Source organism: candidate division WOR-3 bacterium (assembly GCA_039804025.1).
Taxonomy (GTDB): Bacteria; Hydrothermota; Hydrothermia; order Hydrothermales; family JAJRUZ01; genus JBCNVI01.
The window spans coordinates 21,829-39,451 of sequence record JBDRZP010000013.1 but is presented as its reverse complement, the minus strand read 5'-3'; the positions used below and the strand labels follow the sequence as shown (position 1 = coordinate 39,451).

The window sequence follows — 17,623 nt, the reverse complement described above, 5'->3', positions numbered from 1 at the left end:
ATGTTTAAATTTTTTATAGTACTTATATTATCTGCTCCTCCTAATGATAGAATTAAAGAACTTGAAAAATATAATGAAATGATTGAAAAAGCCTCAAGGGAATTTAATGTGGATCCTGATATACTAAAAATAATAGGTTATATGGAAACAAAATTTCACCAGCCCTTATGCCCTTCAATTGATAGAAAATACGGGATGATGGGCATCCCTGAAGAAGATACCATATATATTAATGATATTAAACTAAACTATGTTCCTGATAAATGGGTTGAATGTGAAACCCATGATAAAGGAAGAACTCAGATTCAATATAAAGGTAAATTAAAATTAATTGTTCTTGATGTTGAAAACAATATCAGATTTGCAGCATACCTTTTGAGAAAATATCTGAATGAAGAAAAGGGAAATATAGAAAAAGCTCTATTAAAATATTTTAAAGGAAATGAACTTAAATTAAATAGATTTTTTGAAATTTATAAAAAGGGATTTGAAGAAGGCAATATAAAAATTGAAGGAAAAGAAATAAAAATTCATGAAAAAATTTTCCAAGCACCTGAACTTGATAGCATAAACCGGTTTATCCCAGCTGACCCTTCAAATTACACACCTTCTAACAGACCCTCTTCTTATCCAATTCAATATGTTATAATTCACACAACACAGGGAAGTTATGAGGGAACAATTTCCTGGTTCCAAAATCCAAACTCCAATGTTTCTGCCCATTATGTTTTGAGATCAAATGATGGACATTCAACCCAGATGGTTTTACACAAAGATATTGCCTGGCATGCTGGGAACTGGACATATAATACTTTAAGCATAGGAACTGAACACGAAGGTTGGATTGAACAGAATGGTTGGTATACTGACGAGATGTATAAAAAATCTGCTTACATAACAAGGTCAATTATAAATTTATTTAGTGTTCCTTTTGATAGACAGCATATAATAGGACATAATGAGGTTCCTGGCTCAACTCATACAGATCCTGGACCTTACTGGGACTGGACATATTATATGAGACTTGTGGGATATTTACCCTCTCCAGACACATTAGTAGATGACCTTTCAAAGGGTTTTAAACGAGGTGGACCTTATTCTTCATGGTGGTTCAAGGATAATGTGGGACAAGGTTACGGAGGACATATTTTCTGGACTTATACATGGACAAATCCTGTTTCTAACTGGGCAAGATGGACACCAAATTTACCTGATACAGGAGATTATGAAATATTTGTATATATACCAGCAGATACTTCTTTTAAGGGAAATGTAAGATATAAAATTTATAACTTGATAGAAACTACTCCATACTGGGTTAATCAGGGAAATTCTAATGGTATTTGGAAAAGTCTTGGAGTTTATCCAATGCCTAAAGGTGGAAATTATATAAATGGATGTGTTACACTCGGAGATACTTCAAATGTTTCCGGTAAAAAGATAGCTTTTGATGCAGTTAAATTTAGATTTTTAAATTCTATTGATAATTTGTCCTTCTATTTAATAGATGACGGGAGTCCTCTTTGTTATTTTTATGGCAACTGGAATTTATCTTCTTACACGGGATATTTATCAGATTATAGATGGGCTTATACAAATCAAAATGATTCTGTTAAATATGACTTTTCATCACTAATTTCCGGAGTTTACGAAGTCAGAATTTTTGTAAGAAAAGGATATAATAGAACACAGAATGCCCATTATAGGATATATGCTCAAAATGGAATCTTCGATTTTTATGTAAATCAATATTCTCAAGGAGTAAATCAAGTTGGATGGATTTTCTGTGATACCTTTACTTTAATTTCTCCCTTTTATCTAATTTTATATTCAAATGCACAAACTGGTGATGTTGTTATTTCTGATGCAGTTAAATTTTCCTTTATTTCTCCTTTATATGTTGAGGAAAAAGAATTTAATGATAAATTTTTCAATTATAAAGATGGTAAATTAATTTTAAGTTTTAAAGATAATAATTCTTTTCTAAATATTTACGATGTAACAGGAAGAAATGTTTATAAAGAATTTTTGCTTTCAAAGGGTAAAAAAGAAATTAATTTAAGATTGACTTCAGGAACATATTTTATAATTTTAAAGGGGAAGGAAAAAAGAATTGCGAAATTTATAGTTTTAAATAATTTTTAAAAATCCCCTTGTTTTTACATATATAAAACTAACCTCCTCCTTTTTAAAAAATTTTGCAAGTTCTTTTTTTGTTCCAAGTTCTATAAGGGGTAAATTGTACTTTTCTTTTAAAAACAAAGCTTTTTTCCTTGTGGTTTCAGAAGCATCCTTCGCTAAAATAAAAAATCCTTTTTTAATTTTCAATTTTTTAAGATACTTTTTTACATTTTCAATACCTATAATTCCCATCCCTGCTTTTGATATTATTCCAAGTGTATTTAGTTCAATCATTTGAGTAACCTGTGAATGTCAAATATTGTTATGAGGATCGCGAGAGAAATTAGAAAAACGAAACCTATTAACTGAATAAGAGTTCTTAATTTAAAAGCAAGCCTTTTTCTTACTATTGCTTCAATTATAACTATTAATAAATGACCTCCATCAAGTGCTGGAAAAGGAAAGAGATTTATAAGAGCTAAATTGATTGAAATGAAGGCAAGAATAAATAAGAGAGAAGAAAGTCCTTTATCTTTAGTTTCTCCTATTACTTTACCTATCATAACCGGACCTCCAACCGAACTAATTGGAGCTTTTCTTTTTATCAGTAAATAGAGAATTCTGAATGTTTGATATACTATAAAATATGTTTCTTCCCAAGCAAATAAAAGAGCAGAAAAAAAAGGCAATTTTATTAAATTTATATCTGCTCTTACACCTATTTTATATGAATCGTTAACTTTAACAGGTTTTATTAAAAATTTTAAAGTATCATTTCCCCTTTTAACATAAATTGAAACTTCTTCACCTTTTGAGTTTTCAATAATTTTTTGAATTTCATCCCATTTTCTTATTTCTGTGTTATTTATCTTTATAACTGTATCACCTTTTTTAATACCTGCTTTTTCAGCTGGAAAATCTTTTAAAACTTCACCAATAACAGGAAAGAAAATAGGCTCTAAACCAGTATCATACCTTGAAAGAGTATCATCCCAGATTCCACAGAGTTTGAGTTCGAAAGTATCTTTTTTATTTCTCAATACTTTTACTCTGTGTGTATCACCATCCTGAAAAACTGCATAAAAATCTTTCCATCTTATAAAATTTTTACCATCAACTTTTAATATTTTATCTTTAAATTTAAAACCACTTAAAAAGGCAGGACTTTTTTGGGGAGGTTCATCAATATAAGGAGGAGATTCGACAATTCCAAAGATAAAAAATAATAAAAAAATTATCAAAAAACCAAAAATGAAATTGAAAACAACACCTGCTATAAGGATTAAAAATTTAATTATAAATGGTCTTTCCCAGAAGGAATTTTCTCCTTCACTTTCCTCACCAAATATTTTTACATAACCACCAAAAGGTATAGAGGAAACCTTAAAGGTTGTTTCTTTAATTTTAAAGGATAAAATTTTAGGACCAAATCCAATAGAAAACTCCTCCACAGGAACTTTAAGCGATTTACTTACAATAAAATGTCCGAATTCGTGAATAAATATTAATATAGATAGAAGCAAAAGTGTAATTAAAATTGTAGACATCATTTAATCTCTTTATACACTAAATTTTTTGAAATTTCAATAATTTTCATTATTTCATTAAAGTTTCTATCATTTATATGGGGCGCTTTTTTATAAATCTTTAAAAGAATTCTTTCAATATCTGGAAATTTTATTTTGCCCTTTAAAAATAAATTAACAAGTTCTTCATCTGCTCCTATAAGAAATGCAGGTTTTCCCCTTTTTTCTTTTAAAGCTTTAAAACATAAATCAATCAATTTTCTTTTTTCCCTTTTTAATTTTTTAAAGTTTAATTTTTCATAAAATTTTTTTAATCCTTTATATTCTTTAATTTCAGGATAAAAAAGAGCATACAGAATTGGAATTCTCATATCAGTTTCACCTATATGAGCTATATATGTTCCATCCTTTAATAAAACCATTCCATGAACCTTACTTTCAGGATGATAAAGAACATCAATTTTTTCAGGTTCAATATCAAATAAGTAATGTGCTTCAATGACTTCAAAACCTTTATTTATAAGAGTTGCAGAATCAATGGTTATTTTTTTTCCCATTTTCCACCTCGGATGTCTAAGGGCTTCCCTTACACTTATTTTTGATAATTTTGAATTTTTAATGTTGTAAAAAGGACCACCTGAAGCGGTTATTATAATTTTTTTTAATTCATCCTTTTTTATATTTTTTAAAATTCTGAAAATTGAAGAATGTTCTGAATCTACAGGAATTAAATTTGTTAAATTTTTATTTTTTATTATTTCTCCAAAAGCAATTATAATCTCCTTATTAGCCATACATACTCTTTTTCCTGAATTTAAAATTTCTAAAAATATATCAGCCAGGTCAATACCACCGGCACCGAAAAGTATCTTTTCTACTCTATTAGAATTTACAAAATCCTTTAATTTTTCCCTGTCGTAGATTATTTCTTTGTTTTCTCCAATTTTTCCTGTTATGAAAGCAAAATCAATGTTAAATTTTTTCTTTAATTCTAAAAGTTTTCTTTCATTCTTATGAGCCTGAATTCCAACTGGTTTAAGCTCAGGATATTTTTTTAAAAGGGAAAAAAAATTTTTCCCTATAGAACCGGTTGCTCCAAATACAAAAATATTCACATTACTCAACTATAACTTTTAAAAATTTTCTCTTTCCTATTTTTAACCTATATTCCCCTTTATCAAGCACAAGATTTTCATCTATAACACTTTCACCGTTTATATCGATAGCTTTTTGTCTTATAAGACGCCTTGCCTCACTTTTACTTGAAACAACTCTGCTTTCAAAAAGAATCTCAAGAAGTTTTTTACTTCCTGTTCTGTATTCAGGAATTTCCTCTGGTATTTCCCTTTTTCTAAAAGTTTTATTAAAATATGATCTTGCTCTTTCTGCTTTTTCTTCATCATAAAAAATTTTTGTTATTTCAAAAGCAAGTTTTTCTTTTGCTTCAAGTGGATTTTTTTCAACAAATTCTTTTATCTCTTTTTCTTCCTTTAAAAGAACAAGTTTATAGTATTTTAAAATTAAACTATCAGGAATTGACATTACCTTTCCGAATATATCTTCCGGTTCGTCGAAAAAGTTTATACTGTTTCCATAGGATTTACTCATTTTAAGCTTTCCATCAGTTCCTTCTAACAGGGGAAGAGTTATAAAAACTTGTGGTTCTAAATCCATCTGTTTCATAATTTCTCTTGTTAAAGCAAAGTTAAAATGCTGATCACTTCCACCTATTTCCACATCTGCCTTAATATAAATTGAATCATAAGCCTGAAAAACAGGGTATAGGAATTCATGAAGTGATATTGGTATTCCCTTTTTATACCTTTCAGAAAAATCGTCTCTATCAAGCAATTTTGCTACTGTAGCCTTTGCAGAAAGTCTTATTATATCTTCTGGGGTAAGTTTAGAAAGCCATTCACTGTTATACCTTATTTCTGTTTTCTCTCTATCAAGAATTTTAAAAACCTGTTCAAAGTAGGTTTTTGAATTTTCTTCAACTTCTTTTCTTGTTAGCATAGGTCTTGTTTTTGATCTTCCTGAAGGGTCACCTATCATTGCTGTAAAATCACCGATTATAAAAATTACCTTATGTCCCAAATCCTGAAACTCTTTTAATTTTCTGAGACATATGTAATGACCTAAATGTAAGTCTGGTTTTGAAGGATCTGCTCCGTATTTAATGGTTAAAACCTTTTTTTTATTAATTTTTTCCTCCAGCTCTTCTCTTGTGACAATTTCTGCTATCCCCTTAAGTAAAATTTCTATCTCCTTACTCATTTTTTAAATATAGTTTTACATCGTACTTTTTATACATTTCTTCTTTCCATTTTGTCCAGAATTTATTAATTTTCTCATTTTTTAGTTTGCTTTCAATCTGTCCCTTAACTTCATCCATTTTTCTATATTCACCCTTCTTTATTTTTTCCAGCTTTATTATAGCAAAGTTTCCATTTTTTAATCTTATAGGACCCTTTATATCTCCTTCTTTCATTGTTTTTAAAGGTTTTACAAATTCTTCAGGAAAACTTTTTTCAGTAAAATTAGTTATTAAACCTCCGTTTGAAGCATCAGGTGCTAAGGAGAAATTTCTTGCCAGGTCTTCAAATTTTTCTCCTCTTTTAATTTTTTTAAGAATTTCCGATGCCTCATTTTCTGTTTTAACCTCAATTCTCCTTAAATCCCATCTATCAGGGATTTTATAGTTTTCTCTGTTTTTAATATAATACTCCCTAATTTCCTTTTCCGAAACTTCTATATTTTCATTTTTCTTTTTCATATAAAGGTCTGCAAGTATTCTCTCTTTTGCTTTTTCCAAATTATTTCTAAATTCTTCTGTTAAATCAAGTCCTTCCGCTAAAGCTTCAAGATAGAGGAGTTTTATATAAATGAGTCTTTCAAGAGTTCTTTTTATGGCATTGGTATCAGAAGGAGAGGGTCTTGCATAGGGAGGAATATTTTCTAAAAATTCATTAAATTCTTTATAAGTTATACTTAAAGGTCCAAAAGTTGCAACAAAGTCTTTGCTTAAAAGATCAAAAATACTTTCCATTCTATCACTCGCCATTTTATAAACCCTTGATTTTTTATAGTTCAAAACAATTTTTTCATAAATTCTCTGTGCTTCTTGTAAATTACCCATTTTTTCATATAAAAAAGCTTTTCTGTATAAAATTTCAGGATAAATTGAGCTGAATTCTGAAACTTTATTTTCTAAATCAATTATAAGACTGAGAGCTTCTTCATAGTTTTCTTCTCTTATAAGTATGTCAAAAAATTCTATTTCCTTTTTTATTTTTTTATTGCCCTTTAAATCTTTTATTCCTTCTCTATACAAACTTATCGCTTCTTTTGTTTTTCCTGCTTTTATTAATTTTTCAGCTTCTTCAATTTTTTTATTAAAAGTAATCAATAAACTAATAAGAATTAAAGTTTTCATTTTAGTTTAATAAAAATTTTAGGATTTGAACCTTAAATTTTTAATTTTAAATTAAAGGACATAGTATAATAAAATAGCAGTTAATAAAGGAACAGTAAAGTTATCATCAATGGTTCCTGAAAATAGCTCTACAAATGAAGCAAATAAAGATATAATAATTTTTTTCTTTATAGAAAGTTCTTGAAAGAAAAGGGTTATTATAAAAGAAACAATAAGAAAAGCTAAAAAACCTTCAAGAGTTTTATTTTTAAAGAGTTTTGTTTTTCCGAATAGTTTTCCCACAATACTTGCTAAATTGTCTGAAATAGAGAGAAATAAAAGAGAGATAACTGCTACTTTTCTTGGGAAAAAGAGTGCAAGTAAAAAAGCAGATATACATACCCATGTTGCACCTGTGAAAAAATTCTGTTCTTCTTTTTTTATCATTTCCCCGAAAAAGCACTTGAAAAATATTTTGAAAGATTTTATTTCGAATCTTAGATAATCTGCAGTTAAAAATCCCCCAAGAAAAAAAGCAATAATAGGTAAATAAATTTTTTTATCAAAAATAAGGATTGCAACAGGAAAAAGAACCGAAATTAAATGTAAAAGTTTTCTTAAGATAAAACCTTTTAGATTAAAACTCAATTGAAGCAGAAATTATATGAAAAAGAGATAATTCAAAATTACCACCAAGGGCGTAATCTATATTTATTTTTTTTATTCTTAAACCAGTTCCAAAGGTTGGAATATTTTCTCTCCACCCGGCTCTTAAAAAGAAATTTTCCGTTCCCATAAATTCAATTCCTGCACAAGTTTTGAATTTAAATTTTTCTTCTAAAAGAGTTTCAAAATCAAAGGTAAATAAAATCTTTTTTAAAAATTCTTTTGAAATTCCTATTCTAATTGAAGGAGGAATAAATTCTTTTCTGCCTGAATCCCAGATATTTATATTACCAAAAGCGTTTCTCAAAGTAAAAGAAAAATTAAAATCTCTTTTAAAAAGAAATCCAATGTCTATTCCCATTCCATAACCCTTACCCACATATAAATTTTCCCTCATTATTTTTAAAGAAATTCCTGTATAAATATTTTTTATTTTTTTTGAAAACCCAGATAAAATCTGAATTGAATTTATACTTATAAATCCTTTATTTTCTATATTTAAAGGGTCCTCTGCCGGTGTTGTGTCTTTATAAATCGTGTAGAGGATTTTGTCAGAAAATATGTAATTAAGAGAAAGGAAAAATTTATTTATTGAGTCACCTGTTAAAAGATTAAAAGCTCCGAACTTAAAAATATCAGAAAAATAGTTAGAAAAAGTTCCCTGAATTACTTTTTCTTTTAATAATAAAGGTGTTGCCGGGTTAAAAAGGAAAGAAGCAGGGTCTTTAAGAGTTGAAGAAGCTTCACCAAGGGATGATATTCTCGCATTTCTTGCAAAATTCCATCTTTCATTACCATAGGTGATTACCTGAAAAGAAAAAATTAGTAAAATTATTTGCATTTTTTTATTTTAAGCTTTATTTTTTGTATAATAAAAATACTTAAATTAAAAATACTAAATATACACGGTTCGATCCCGATATTACAAAATAAAATTAAATGGCAAGAAAAAAATCCCTATCTGTGTTAAAAAGAGAAAGACAAAATGAAAAAAGGAGAATGATAAATAGACTTTATAAATTAAAAATAAAAAATCTCATAAAAAAAATAAGGAGAACAGAAAAGGAGGAAGAGAGAAAAGCTTTATTTGTTGAATTGCAGAGTATAGTTGATAAGGCTGTAAAAAGAGGTGTTATACATGAAAATAAGGGTTCAAGAATAAAGTCCAAAGTTTTCAAAAAGCTTTTAAAGACACAGAGTTAATTTTTATTGAAATTTTTTTTGCTTTCCTTTATAATAGAATTAATGGGCGATTAGCTCAGCGTTGGTGAGAGCGCCACGTTGACAACGTGGAGGTCGGAGGTTCAAATCCTCCATCGCCCATTAAAAAATAAGGAGAAAATTGTGGATATTTTAAAAAGAGTAAGTTTATTTCATGGATTGGAAGATAGTCAGCTTTCAAAAATAGTTGAATACTTGGAGGAAAAAAATTATGAGAAAGGAGAAATTATTTTTGAGGAAGGTTCTCCTGGAAATTATCTATTTATTATAAATAGGGGTAAAGTTGAAGTGAGGTTAAAGAGGGGTGATCTTGTGCTTGTTCTTGCTGAGCTTGAAGATGGGTCCTTTTTTGGAGAACTTTCTCTTATTTCTGATGCACCGAGGAGTGCCACTTGTACAGCTTTAAAAGATTCAACTCTTTATCTTTTAAAAAGAGAAGATTTCTGGAAAATTGTTGAGAAGGACCCGAGAATTGGGGTAACTGTTTTAAGAAACTTAGCAGAGGAGCTTGCAGATAGAATAAGAGAAACAAACAAAAATCTTGAAACTTATTTCTTAATTAATCAAGCAATTGTAGATAACGAACAATTTAGAAAACTTTACATAGCAGCAAAGGGGAAAACACCTTAAATTTGAAAATTATCGTTTTAAAATGTTATAATTTTAGAAATTAATGGCCCCATCGTCTAGCCAGGCCCAGGACATCACTCTTTCAAGGTGGAGACGGGGGTTCAAATCCCCCTGGGGCCATGAAAGAATTTAAATCATTATGAATTTTATTTTTCTTATTTTATTTTCAGCCCCTTCAATTCTCGGACCAAGCGGGTCTTTTAGATTATTTTACCCAATGCCTCATAAAAAAGGAGATTTTTCTTTTTCTTTATTTGGTGGTTATTCTTTTCAGGATTTTAAATACTGGGACAATTCAGTTGACTCTGTGAACAACCCTCAGGATGATAGAAGACATTTCCTTATCTCATCTCTCTCTCTTTCCTATGCTCCCTTTGATTATTGGGAGTTTGGATTGAGAGGAGATTTTGAAGGGAGGCAGCTTGAAAGAGGGGATTACCCTGTTCAGAGGAGTGATGATGGATATTTTGCATATAGGGGATTTGATATATTTACAAAATTGGGATATCCCTTTTTCTCAGACACTGTTACTGGGATTGAATTTGCAGGTGGCATAGCTCTTGGGTACTATTTGCCAAATCAGGGAATAGAAAGAAAAGACCCCAAATTTGTTCAGTATGGTTTTCCAATGTATATACCTCAAAGCGGAGAGTTTTGGTCAAGTTTAATGCTTGGACTCAAACTTCAGGTTATAAGGTTTAATGGTCTTTTGGGTTTCTTTCAGACAGGTAAACCTTCAAAAGAAAGGGATGTTTTTCCTGTTCTTTGGTATAACTATAATCAAAATGGAGTTGCACAGATTGACACGATTTATAGAACAAAGGATGATTTCAAAGATTTTACAAGATTGCCTTTTGGTTTTAATATAACACTTTCTGCTGGACCCTATGTGGATTTCATAGCTGATTTACATGGTGTTTATTTCACTGAATTGAGAGATAATCTTCTTGCTATAACTCCAGGAGTTAGGTTTAAAACTCCAGGTGGAGTAATATTTGATTTTGCTGTTGATGCAAGATTAAAAACCTTAGATGATTCCCAGATTTCCTTATATTCTCATGATAGAAACTTATTCACTTACATACCGGATTGGAGATTTATTTTTGTTATGTCGAATGTTTATAATGTTCTTCCAAAGAAAGCAGCCCCACCCCCTCCGCCACCACCTCCACCCTCACCAAAACTTGCAAAAGTAAGTGGTAAAATTTATGATGCATCTACAGGAGAACCCCTTGTTGCACAGATAACTCTTGAAGGAACTGATAAACCCCCAATTTCCTCTGATGAAAACGGGTTTTATTCTGTGGAGCTCGAACCAGGAAATTACAGTTTATATGTGGAAAAAGAAGGTTACGCCTGGATGAGAAAAAGTTTTGTTATAAAAGAGGGTGCAGAACTTGTTCTTGATTTTCCTTTAAAGAGAAAAGAATTTATACTTATCACAGGAAAAATTCTTGATAATATCACAGAGACACCCCTTGGTGCCAAAATAACAATCCCTGAGACCGGATTTGAAGGCACAATAAGTGATCCGGAGACAGGAATTTACAAGTTAAAATTACCACCAGGTTCGTATATTATAAGAGTTGAAGCTGAAGGTTATTTAGTGGAAAATGTACCAATTGTTCTTAAAGAGGGTGAACCTTTAGTAAAGGATATTAGGCTTAAAAAGAAAGCAGAAAAGGGTGTAACTATAAGATTGCAGAATATTTATTTTGATACAGGTAAAGCCACAATAAAACCTGAATCTTATCCAATTCTGGATAGAGTAGCAGAATTTTTAAAATCAAATCCAAAAGCTGTTGTAGAAATTCAGGGTCACACTGATTCCGTTGGTTCAGATAGTTATAATATGGCTCTTTCTCAGGCGAGGGCAGAGTCGGTTAGGAACTATCTTATAACTTTCCATCAAATTGATCCTTCCAGGCTCATTGCAAAAGGATACGGAGAGACAATGCCAATAGGTGATAATACAACAAGAGAAGGAAGAGCTATGAATAGAAGAGTTGAGTTTAAAGTTTTAAGTGCAGGGGAATAAAAATTTATTTTATATACAAAAAATTAAGCATTAAAGCTCTACTTCAAAAGGTAAGGATAGGTAAAACCCCTGTCCGTATTTAACACCTATTTTCTTTAATGTTTCAAGTTCTTCTTCTTTTTCAATTCCTTCTGCAATAACTTTTGCTTTTATTTTTTCACCAAAATTTAATACCATTTCAAGTAAATTCTGTTTAACCATATCTTCATGGATATTTCTGACGAGCACCATATCATATTTAAGGTAATCTGGATTTAATTCTGCTAAGGTTTGCAAAGAGGAATAGCCGACTCCTACATCATCTATTGAGAGTTCAATTCCTTTTTCTTTTAAAAAGTTTATATTTTCCCTTAAAACATTGAAATCAGTTATAGCAAATCTTTCAGTTAATTCAATTACTAATCTTTCTGGATTTATTTCCAGTTCTTTAATATTTTCAAATAGCTCTTCAACATAAATATTTTTTTTATGTTGGAGAATTTTTGATGAAACATTTAAAAATATTTTATATCTATCGTCAGGTAATTTTTTTGATGTTAAAAGAGCTTTCCATCTGCAGAGTTTTTCTAAATTTTCAAGTTCATTCAGCTCATCTGCTACAGAAAATAAAGCAGTTGGCATTTCCAATTCTGTTTCTTTTGGACCCCTTGCAAGGGCTTCATATCCGTATGTTACTTTATTTTCTGCGATATTGTATATGGGTTGAAATACCATTCTTATTTCATTAGTTCTCAATATTTTTCTGAATAGAGACTTTATGTTGGATTTCATCTTTGTTTCTGTTTTTGTATGTTCAATTTTAACCTCATTTATTACCTGGAATATTGTTCTTTCTGTTCTTTTTAAAGGGTCAAATCTAATTTCTTTTACTGTTATAGCTGTTGGAGCAGGAATAATTTTTTCAATTTCATTTTTAAATTTGTTTATAAATTTTTTTACATCGTGATTTTTCGGAAAAACAAAACAGATTAAACTGGAATAAGGTTCTGTTGTGAATATAATGGGATTTTCATAAGGTGTAAATTCCATTGAAATTAGTTTTTTTGATAGATTTGAAAGGTTTTTTATCCATGAATCAAATACATCAAACCCGAATTCCTCTTCGTAAATTGAGGATTCAAGAATCTGAACTATAAGTATATTTACTTCTTTTTCTTTTTCAATACGGTCTTTTATTGAATCAAGGACAGTAATTAAAAGTGGAAGTCCAGTTATTTCATCTTTCATAATTTTTCAAAAATTTCTTTTATTCTATTCTTTAAACCTTCAGGTTCAAAAGGTTTTACAATATAAGCAACAGCACCTTCCTTAATTGCCTTAAGCATATCCTGTGGTTCTTTTAAAATTGAAAAAATTACAACAGGAATTTCTTTATCCTTTTCTTTTAAAAGATTTTTGAAATCACGGAATAATTCCCAGCCATCTTTTTCAGGTAATATTATATCAAGAAGAATAAGGTCAAATTGACTGTCTTTATTCAAAAGTTCAATTGCCTGAGAAGGTGAATATGCTTTTTCCACTGAATATTCATCCTTTAAGATCTCTTCCACTAAAGAGACCATATCTTCTTCATCATCAATTATTAAAATTCTTTTTTTATCCATTAAAAACCTCCTTTGTATTATTTTATATTTTTTTCTTTTTTAAATTCAATTAAAATAGAAGAAATAAATTATTTGAATTTTAATAAAAAGAGCGATTATATTTTATTTTAAATCTTATAAGGAGGAGGGAATATGAAAAAAAATAAAATTGAAATTGTTTGGTTTGGAAGAGGAGGAATGGGGGTTAAAACAGCTGCTTTGCTTTTTGGAGAAGCATTTGTTCATAAAGGTAAATTTGTCCAGGCTTTTCCAGAATATGGACCTGAAAGAAGGGGTGCTCCTCTTTTTGCTTTTACGAGAATCAGTGAATATGAGATAAAGGGTCATTATGGAATAAAGGACCCTGATATTGTTGTTATAATTGACCCAAGGCTTTTAAAGACTGAAAATTTTAAAAATTTTATTAAAAATAATACAATCCTTCTTATTAATACAAATGTTAGACCTGAAGACCTAAAAAGAAGTTTAAATTTAAAATCTGAAATTAAAACCGTTGATGCGACAGGTATTTCAAAAAAAATTTTTGGTAGGGAGATGCCCAATGCACCTCTTTTAGGTGCACTTTTAAAGATTACTGGTTTTTTAACTCTTGAGGAATTTATTAATTTTGTAAGAGAAAGGTTAAAAAATAAATATGAGGAGAGTATAGTAAATAAAAATATTGAGGCAATTAAATTGGCTTATAAGGAGGTTAAGGGATGAAACTTAAAACCTGGAGGGAGCTTGAAGAAGGAGCTGTTATAAGAAATGTTCCTACATCCCTTGAATATAAAACAGGTGAATGGAAAAGGGAATCTCCTCTCTATGATTCAGAGAAGTGTACTCATTGCTTACTTTGCTGGCTTTATTGTCCTGATTTTGTTATTAAAGTAAAAGATGGAAAGATTTATAAGTTTGATTTGGATTATTGTAAAGGTTGTGGTATATGTGCAAAGGTATGCCCCAAAGAAGCTATTTTAATGAAGGAGGAAAAAATATGAAAACAGAAACAAAAAAAATAGTTGCAAAGACTGGAAATGAAGCAGCTGCTTATGCAATGAAACAGATAAATCCTGATGTAGTAGCCGCTTATCCAATTACACCTTCAACAGAAATAATACAGATTTTTTCAAAATATGTAGCAGATGGGGAAGTTGACACAGAATTTATTCCTGTTGAATCAGAACATTCTGCTATCTCTGTTTGTATAGGAGCTTCTGCGTCGGGTGCAAGGGTAATGACTGCAACAAGTTCCCAGGGTCTTGCCCTGATGCATGAAATTCTTTATATAGCTTCTTCTTTAAGATTACCTATTGTTATGATAGTTGGTAATAGAGCTCTTTCTGGCCCCATAAATATCCATTGTGATCATTCTGATACTATGGGTTCAAGAGATTCCGGCTGGATACAGATTTACTGTGAGAATGCCAATGAAGTTTACCATACTATTATTAACGCTGTAAAAATTTCTGAAAAGGTAAATCTTCCATGTATGGTGACGATGGATGGTTTTATAGTTACTCATGGAATGGAAAATGTTTTACTTCTTGAAGATGAAGAAGTTAGAGAATTTTTAGGAAAAAGAGAGCCTCTATATTCTATTTTAGATGTGAAAAATCCAATTACTGTTGGCCCCCTTGCCCTTTATGATTATTATATGGAGCATAAAAGATCACAACTTGAGGCAATTTTAAAATCTAAGAAAATTATAGATGAAGTGTTTGAGGAATATAATAGAAAATTTGAACTAAATATTCCTTCCTTTATTGAAGAGTATTTTTTAGATGATGCTGAAATAGCAGTAATTGCGATGTCTTCAGCTGCTGGGACACTTAAAGAAGCAGTGGATTTATTAAGAGAAAAAGGTGAAAGGGTAGGTATTTTAAAACTTAAGATTACAAGACCTTTCCCTTATGAAATTTTAAGAAAAAAGCTTGAAAATGTAAAAGTAGCTGGAGTGATGGATAGAGCTGAGACCTTCAGTACAATGGGAGGTCCTGTTTCAATAGAGGTAAAAGCTGCATTGTATCCTGCCATAAAAAAACCTGTAATTCAGAGTTTTATGTTTGGGCTCGGTGGGAGGGAATTCAGCTTAGATGATGCCTTTAAAGTTTTTGATATTTTGAAGAAGATAAAAAAAGAGAACAAGATAGAGGAAGAGTTTATATACATAGGATTAAGGGAATAGGAGGAAAAAAATGAAAAAGATACTTTCCTTAAAAGAGCTTTCTGAGAGGAATACAGGTTTAACCTCAGGGCACAGAGCATGTAGTGGTTGTGCCTTTCCTTCAATTATAAAAATGGTTGTTGCTTCATCTGATTATCCTGTTGTGATATCTAATGCTACAGGCTGTCTTGAGGTTGTTTCAACAATATATCCATATTCAGCATGGAATGTGCCCTGGATTCATGTAGCCTTTGAAAATGCAGCTGCTGTTATATCAGGTGTTGAATCTGCTTATAAGGTTTTAAGAAGGAAAGGATTGATACCTGAGGATGAAAAAATAAATTTTATTGTTTTTGGTGGGGATGGTGGAACTTATGATATAGGTTTACAGGCACTTTCAGGGGCTATTGAAAGGGGTCATAATTTTCTTTATGTTCTATATGATAATCAGGCTTATATGAATACTGGTGTTCAGAGGTCTTCAGCAACACCCTTTGGTGCAAATACAACCACTTCTCCTCCAGGCAAGAAAATGTCTGGTAAAATGCAGCATAGAAAAGATATAATAGAAATTATTGCTTCCCATGAAATCCCCTATGTGGCTCAGGCGTCACCTTCACATTTTGGGGATTTGATAAGGAAAGTGAGAAGAGCCTTTGAAATTGAGGGTCCAAAATTTATTGCTGTTCTTTCACCCTGTGTGCCAGGTTGGGGTTATAATGAAAGTGAAACAGTGGAACTTGCCCTCTTAGCTGTTGAAACATGTTTCTGGCCATTATATGAAATTGATCATGGTGTTTATAAAGTAAATTATAAACCTAAAGAAAAATTGCCTGTTAAGGAATGGCTTTTAAAACAAGAGAGATTCAGCCATTTGAAAAATAGAGAGGATTTAATTGAGGAAATTCAAAAAAGAGTTGATGAAGAATGGGAGAGACTTTTAAGACTTGATGGACAAAAAATTTTCTAAAATTATAAGGTTTCATAGAAAAATTTTGAACAGGGGCTTGCGTATTGTGTGACTTAATCCAAAATGGTGGAATAAAATTTAAAACTATGAATACAAAGTTTATTATTGTTTTAATTTTCCTTATTCCAAACATACTTATATCGCAAAATATAAGATTAAGATTAAATTTTTCTGGTGCTGAAGAATTTTTGAAATTGGTTCAATCAGATTCTATTGATACTTCGAAAATAAACAGATTATTATCAACAGAACCATATCAAAAAATGTGTGAATGGACTAAGTCCGGTTTAAGACTTAATATGGTTGATTTAAAAAACATATTCTATCATGCACTATTAAATTACGATTTAGATAAAAAATATAAAACTGATGATTTTTGTGGACAAATGATTTCTTATATGATTGAATGTATTAAAAATGGTAAATCAAATCCAGAAATTTTGCATCAAAAAATAATCGAATTAAAAAATAACTTTGATGTAGATTCAATTAAACGAATTACTTTAAAATACATTCCGGAAGAAAATATAGATATAGATATAACAATATACTTTGTTGTTGGTCTTGCTCAGGGTGTAGTAAAAGGAAACTATGCAGGAATTGAAATATTATATGCATCCAATAATGAATCTACATATTTATGGCTTGCACATGAATTATATCATTGTTTCACCTTAAGACTACCTTATGAAACTATTGTAGATTCAACTTATGAAACATTAAATAAAATACTCTATTATTTAGTTGATGAAGGTATAGCAACAGCTATTTCAGATCCATCTATAAATGAACGGGAAATTGAGTTTGCTAACGCTTATTTAATGAGATTTGATTTTATTCTCAAGATCGCATTTAAAAGTAATCAAAAGAAAAAATTTGATAATTTAAAGAAAACTATAGATAATCCAACGGCGCACGATGTTGGAAAAGTAATGGCACACATTATTAAAGAACAATTTGGAATAACTGAACTTAAAAATTGCGCGAGAAAACCTAAATTGTTTTTATTAAAATATCAGGAAGCGGCCAAAAAAATAAATAATCCTGAAATCGTATATATTTTTGATGAATTGACTGTAAAGAAAATTAAGGAATTAAAGTGGGAAATAAGAAAACCTGAATAATCCTCATAGACTGAAATGTTATGGTATTTTACAAAATCACTAACAATTTTAAGTATACTAATAAAGGCTGATGAGTAGGATTAAAGTGCCTTTTTTAATATAAAATCAAAGATATAAAGTTAAATAAAATAGGAAAGTTCTACTTTAGAACCAGAAATTTTC

The 17,623-nt window shown here is 30.0% G+C and carries 18 protein-coding genes and 2 tRNA genes; 11 read left to right on the top strand and 9 right to left on the bottom strand.

What is annotated here, in order from left to right; translation table 11 throughout:
- Positions 1 to 2,145 carry an N-acetylmuramoyl-L-alanine amidase gene (locus ABIN73_06005; GenBank protein MEO0269274.1) on the top strand — a complete coding sequence of 715 codons (2,145 nt, stop codon included), beginning with the start codon at positions 1 to 3 and terminating at the stop codon, positions 2,143 to 2,145.
- Here the strand turns inward: ABIN73_06005 and ABIN73_06000 are convergent.
- The 7 genes from ABIN73_06000 to ABIN73_05970 all read right to left on the bottom strand — a co-directional run bounded on the left by ABIN73_06000 (position 2,131) and on the right by ABIN73_05970 (position 8,569).
- Positions 2,131 to 2,415, bottom strand: a complete 285-nt coding sequence (locus ABIN73_06000) for a hypothetical protein (GenBank protein MEO0269273.1) — start codon at positions 2,413 to 2,415, stop codon at positions 2,131 to 2,133. The genes ABIN73_06005 and ABIN73_06000 overlap by 15 nt on opposite strands.
- The gene (gene rseP / locus ABIN73_05995) at positions 2,412 to 3,668 is read right to left on the bottom strand and encodes an RIP metalloprotease RseP (GenBank protein ID MEO0269272.1); all 1,257 of its coding nucleotides are present in this window, start codon (positions 3,666 to 3,668) and stop codon (positions 2,412 to 2,414) included. Before rseP ends, ABIN73_06000 begins: the two co-directional genes overlap by 4 nt.
- Positions 3,668 to 4,762 (bottom strand): 1-deoxy-D-xylulose-5-phosphate reductoisomerase, encoded by a 1,095-nt coding sequence (locus ABIN73_05990; protein MEO0269271.1) that lies wholly within the window; start codon positions 4,760 to 4,762, stop codon positions 3,668 to 3,670. Before ABIN73_05990 ends, rseP begins: the two co-directional genes overlap by 1 nt.
- A gap of 1 nt (position 4,763) precedes the next feature.
- Positions 4,764 to 5,924: a tyrosine--tRNA ligase gene (tyrS, locus tag ABIN73_05985; GenBank protein MEO0269270.1), complete on the bottom strand. Its 1,161-nt coding sequence runs from the start codon at positions 5,922 to 5,924 to the stop codon at positions 4,764 to 4,766.
- The gene (locus tag ABIN73_05980; protein MEO0269269.1) at positions 5,917 to 7,083 is read right to left on the bottom strand and encodes a peptidyl-prolyl cis-trans isomerase; all 1,167 of its coding nucleotides are present in this window, start codon (positions 7,081 to 7,083) and stop codon (positions 5,917 to 5,919) included. The genes tyrS and ABIN73_05980 overlap by 8 nt, the downstream gene beginning before the upstream one ends.
- 51 nt (positions 7,084 to 7,134) lie before the next feature.
- Entirely contained in the window at positions 7,135 to 7,509 is a 375-nt protein-coding gene (locus ABIN73_05975) for a phosphatidate cytidylyltransferase (protein MEO0269268.1), read from the bottom strand.
- A gap of 190 nt (positions 7,510 to 7,699) precedes the next feature.
- Positions 7,700 to 8,569: a hypothetical protein gene (locus ABIN73_05970; GenBank protein MEO0269267.1), complete on the bottom strand. Its 870-nt coding sequence runs from the start codon at positions 8,567 to 8,569 to the stop codon at positions 7,700 to 7,702.
- 98 nt (positions 8,570 to 8,667) lie between these two features.
- Between ABIN73_05970 and rpsT the strand changes: the two genes are divergently transcribed.
- The 5 genes from rpsT to ABIN73_05945 all read left to right on the top strand — a co-directional run bounded on the left by rpsT (position 8,668) and on the right by ABIN73_05945 (position 11,617).
- Entirely contained in the window at positions 8,668 to 8,931 is a 264-nt protein-coding gene (rpsT, locus tag ABIN73_05965) for a 30S ribosomal protein S20 (protein MEO0269266.1), read from the top strand.
- Between the two features lie 44 nt (positions 8,932 to 8,975).
- Positions 8,976 to 9,051: transfer RNA gene (locus ABIN73_05960), tRNA-Val, on the top strand.
- A gap of 21 nt (positions 9,052 to 9,072) precedes the next feature.
- The gene (locus tag ABIN73_05955) at positions 9,073 to 9,579 is read left to right on the top strand and encodes a cyclic nucleotide-binding domain-containing protein (protein MEO0269265.1); all 507 of its coding nucleotides are present in this window, start codon (positions 9,073 to 9,075) and stop codon (positions 9,577 to 9,579) included.
- A 45-nt stretch (positions 9,580 to 9,624) separates the two neighbouring features.
- Positions 9,625 to 9,699: transfer RNA gene (locus tag ABIN73_05950), tRNA-Glu, on the top strand.
- Positions 9,700 to 9,718: 19 nt separating this feature from the next.
- Entirely contained in the window at positions 9,719 to 11,617 is a 1,899-nt protein-coding gene (locus ABIN73_05945) for an OmpA family protein (protein MEO0269264.1), read from the top strand.
- A 30-nt stretch (positions 11,618 to 11,647) separates the two neighbouring features.
- Here ABIN73_05945 and ABIN73_05940 read toward each other — a convergent pair whose 3' ends face one another.
- Positions 11,648 to 12,844, bottom strand: a complete 1,197-nt coding sequence (locus tag ABIN73_05940) for an EAL domain-containing protein (protein ID MEO0269263.1) — start codon at positions 12,842 to 12,844, stop codon at positions 11,648 to 11,650.
- Positions 12,841 to 13,221 (bottom strand): response regulator, encoded by a 381-nt coding sequence (locus tag ABIN73_05935; GenBank protein ID MEO0269262.1) that lies wholly within the window; start codon positions 13,219 to 13,221, stop codon positions 12,841 to 12,843. The genes ABIN73_05940 and ABIN73_05935 overlap by 4 nt, the downstream gene beginning before the upstream one ends.
- Positions 13,222 to 13,353: 132 nt before the next feature.
- On the opposite strand from ABIN73_05935, the gene ABIN73_05930 reads away from it, so the two are divergent.
- From ABIN73_05930 to ABIN73_05910, 5 genes are all read left to right on the top strand, one after another.
- A complete protein-coding gene (locus ABIN73_05930) occupies positions 13,354 to 13,923 on the top strand; it encodes a 2-oxoacid:acceptor oxidoreductase family protein (protein ID MEO0269261.1) in 570 nt (189 codons plus the stop codon).
- Entirely contained in the window at positions 13,920 to 14,201 is a 282-nt protein-coding gene (locus ABIN73_05925; protein ID MEO0269260.1) for a 4Fe-4S binding protein, read from the top strand. The genes ABIN73_05930 and ABIN73_05925 overlap by 4 nt, the downstream gene beginning before the upstream one ends.
- Positions 14,198 to 15,388: a pyruvate ferredoxin oxidoreductase gene (gene porA, locus ABIN73_05920; protein MEO0269259.1), complete on the top strand. Its 1,191-nt coding sequence runs from the start codon at positions 14,198 to 14,200 to the stop codon at positions 15,386 to 15,388. Before ABIN73_05925 ends, porA begins: the two co-directional genes overlap by 4 nt.
- 10 nt (positions 15,389 to 15,398) lie before the next feature.
- Positions 15,399 to 16,337 (top strand): thiamine pyrophosphate-dependent enzyme, encoded by a 939-nt coding sequence (locus ABIN73_05915; GenBank protein ID MEO0269258.1) that lies wholly within the window; start codon positions 15,399 to 15,401, stop codon positions 16,335 to 16,337.
- Positions 16,338 to 16,423: 86 nt separating this feature from the next.
- On the top strand, positions 16,424 to 17,461 hold the full coding sequence (locus ABIN73_05910) for a DUF5700 domain-containing putative Zn-dependent protease (protein ID MEO0269257.1): 1,038 nt from the start codon (positions 16,424 to 16,426) through the stop codon (positions 17,459 to 17,461).
- Positions 17,462 to 17,623: the final 162 nt, after the last annotated feature.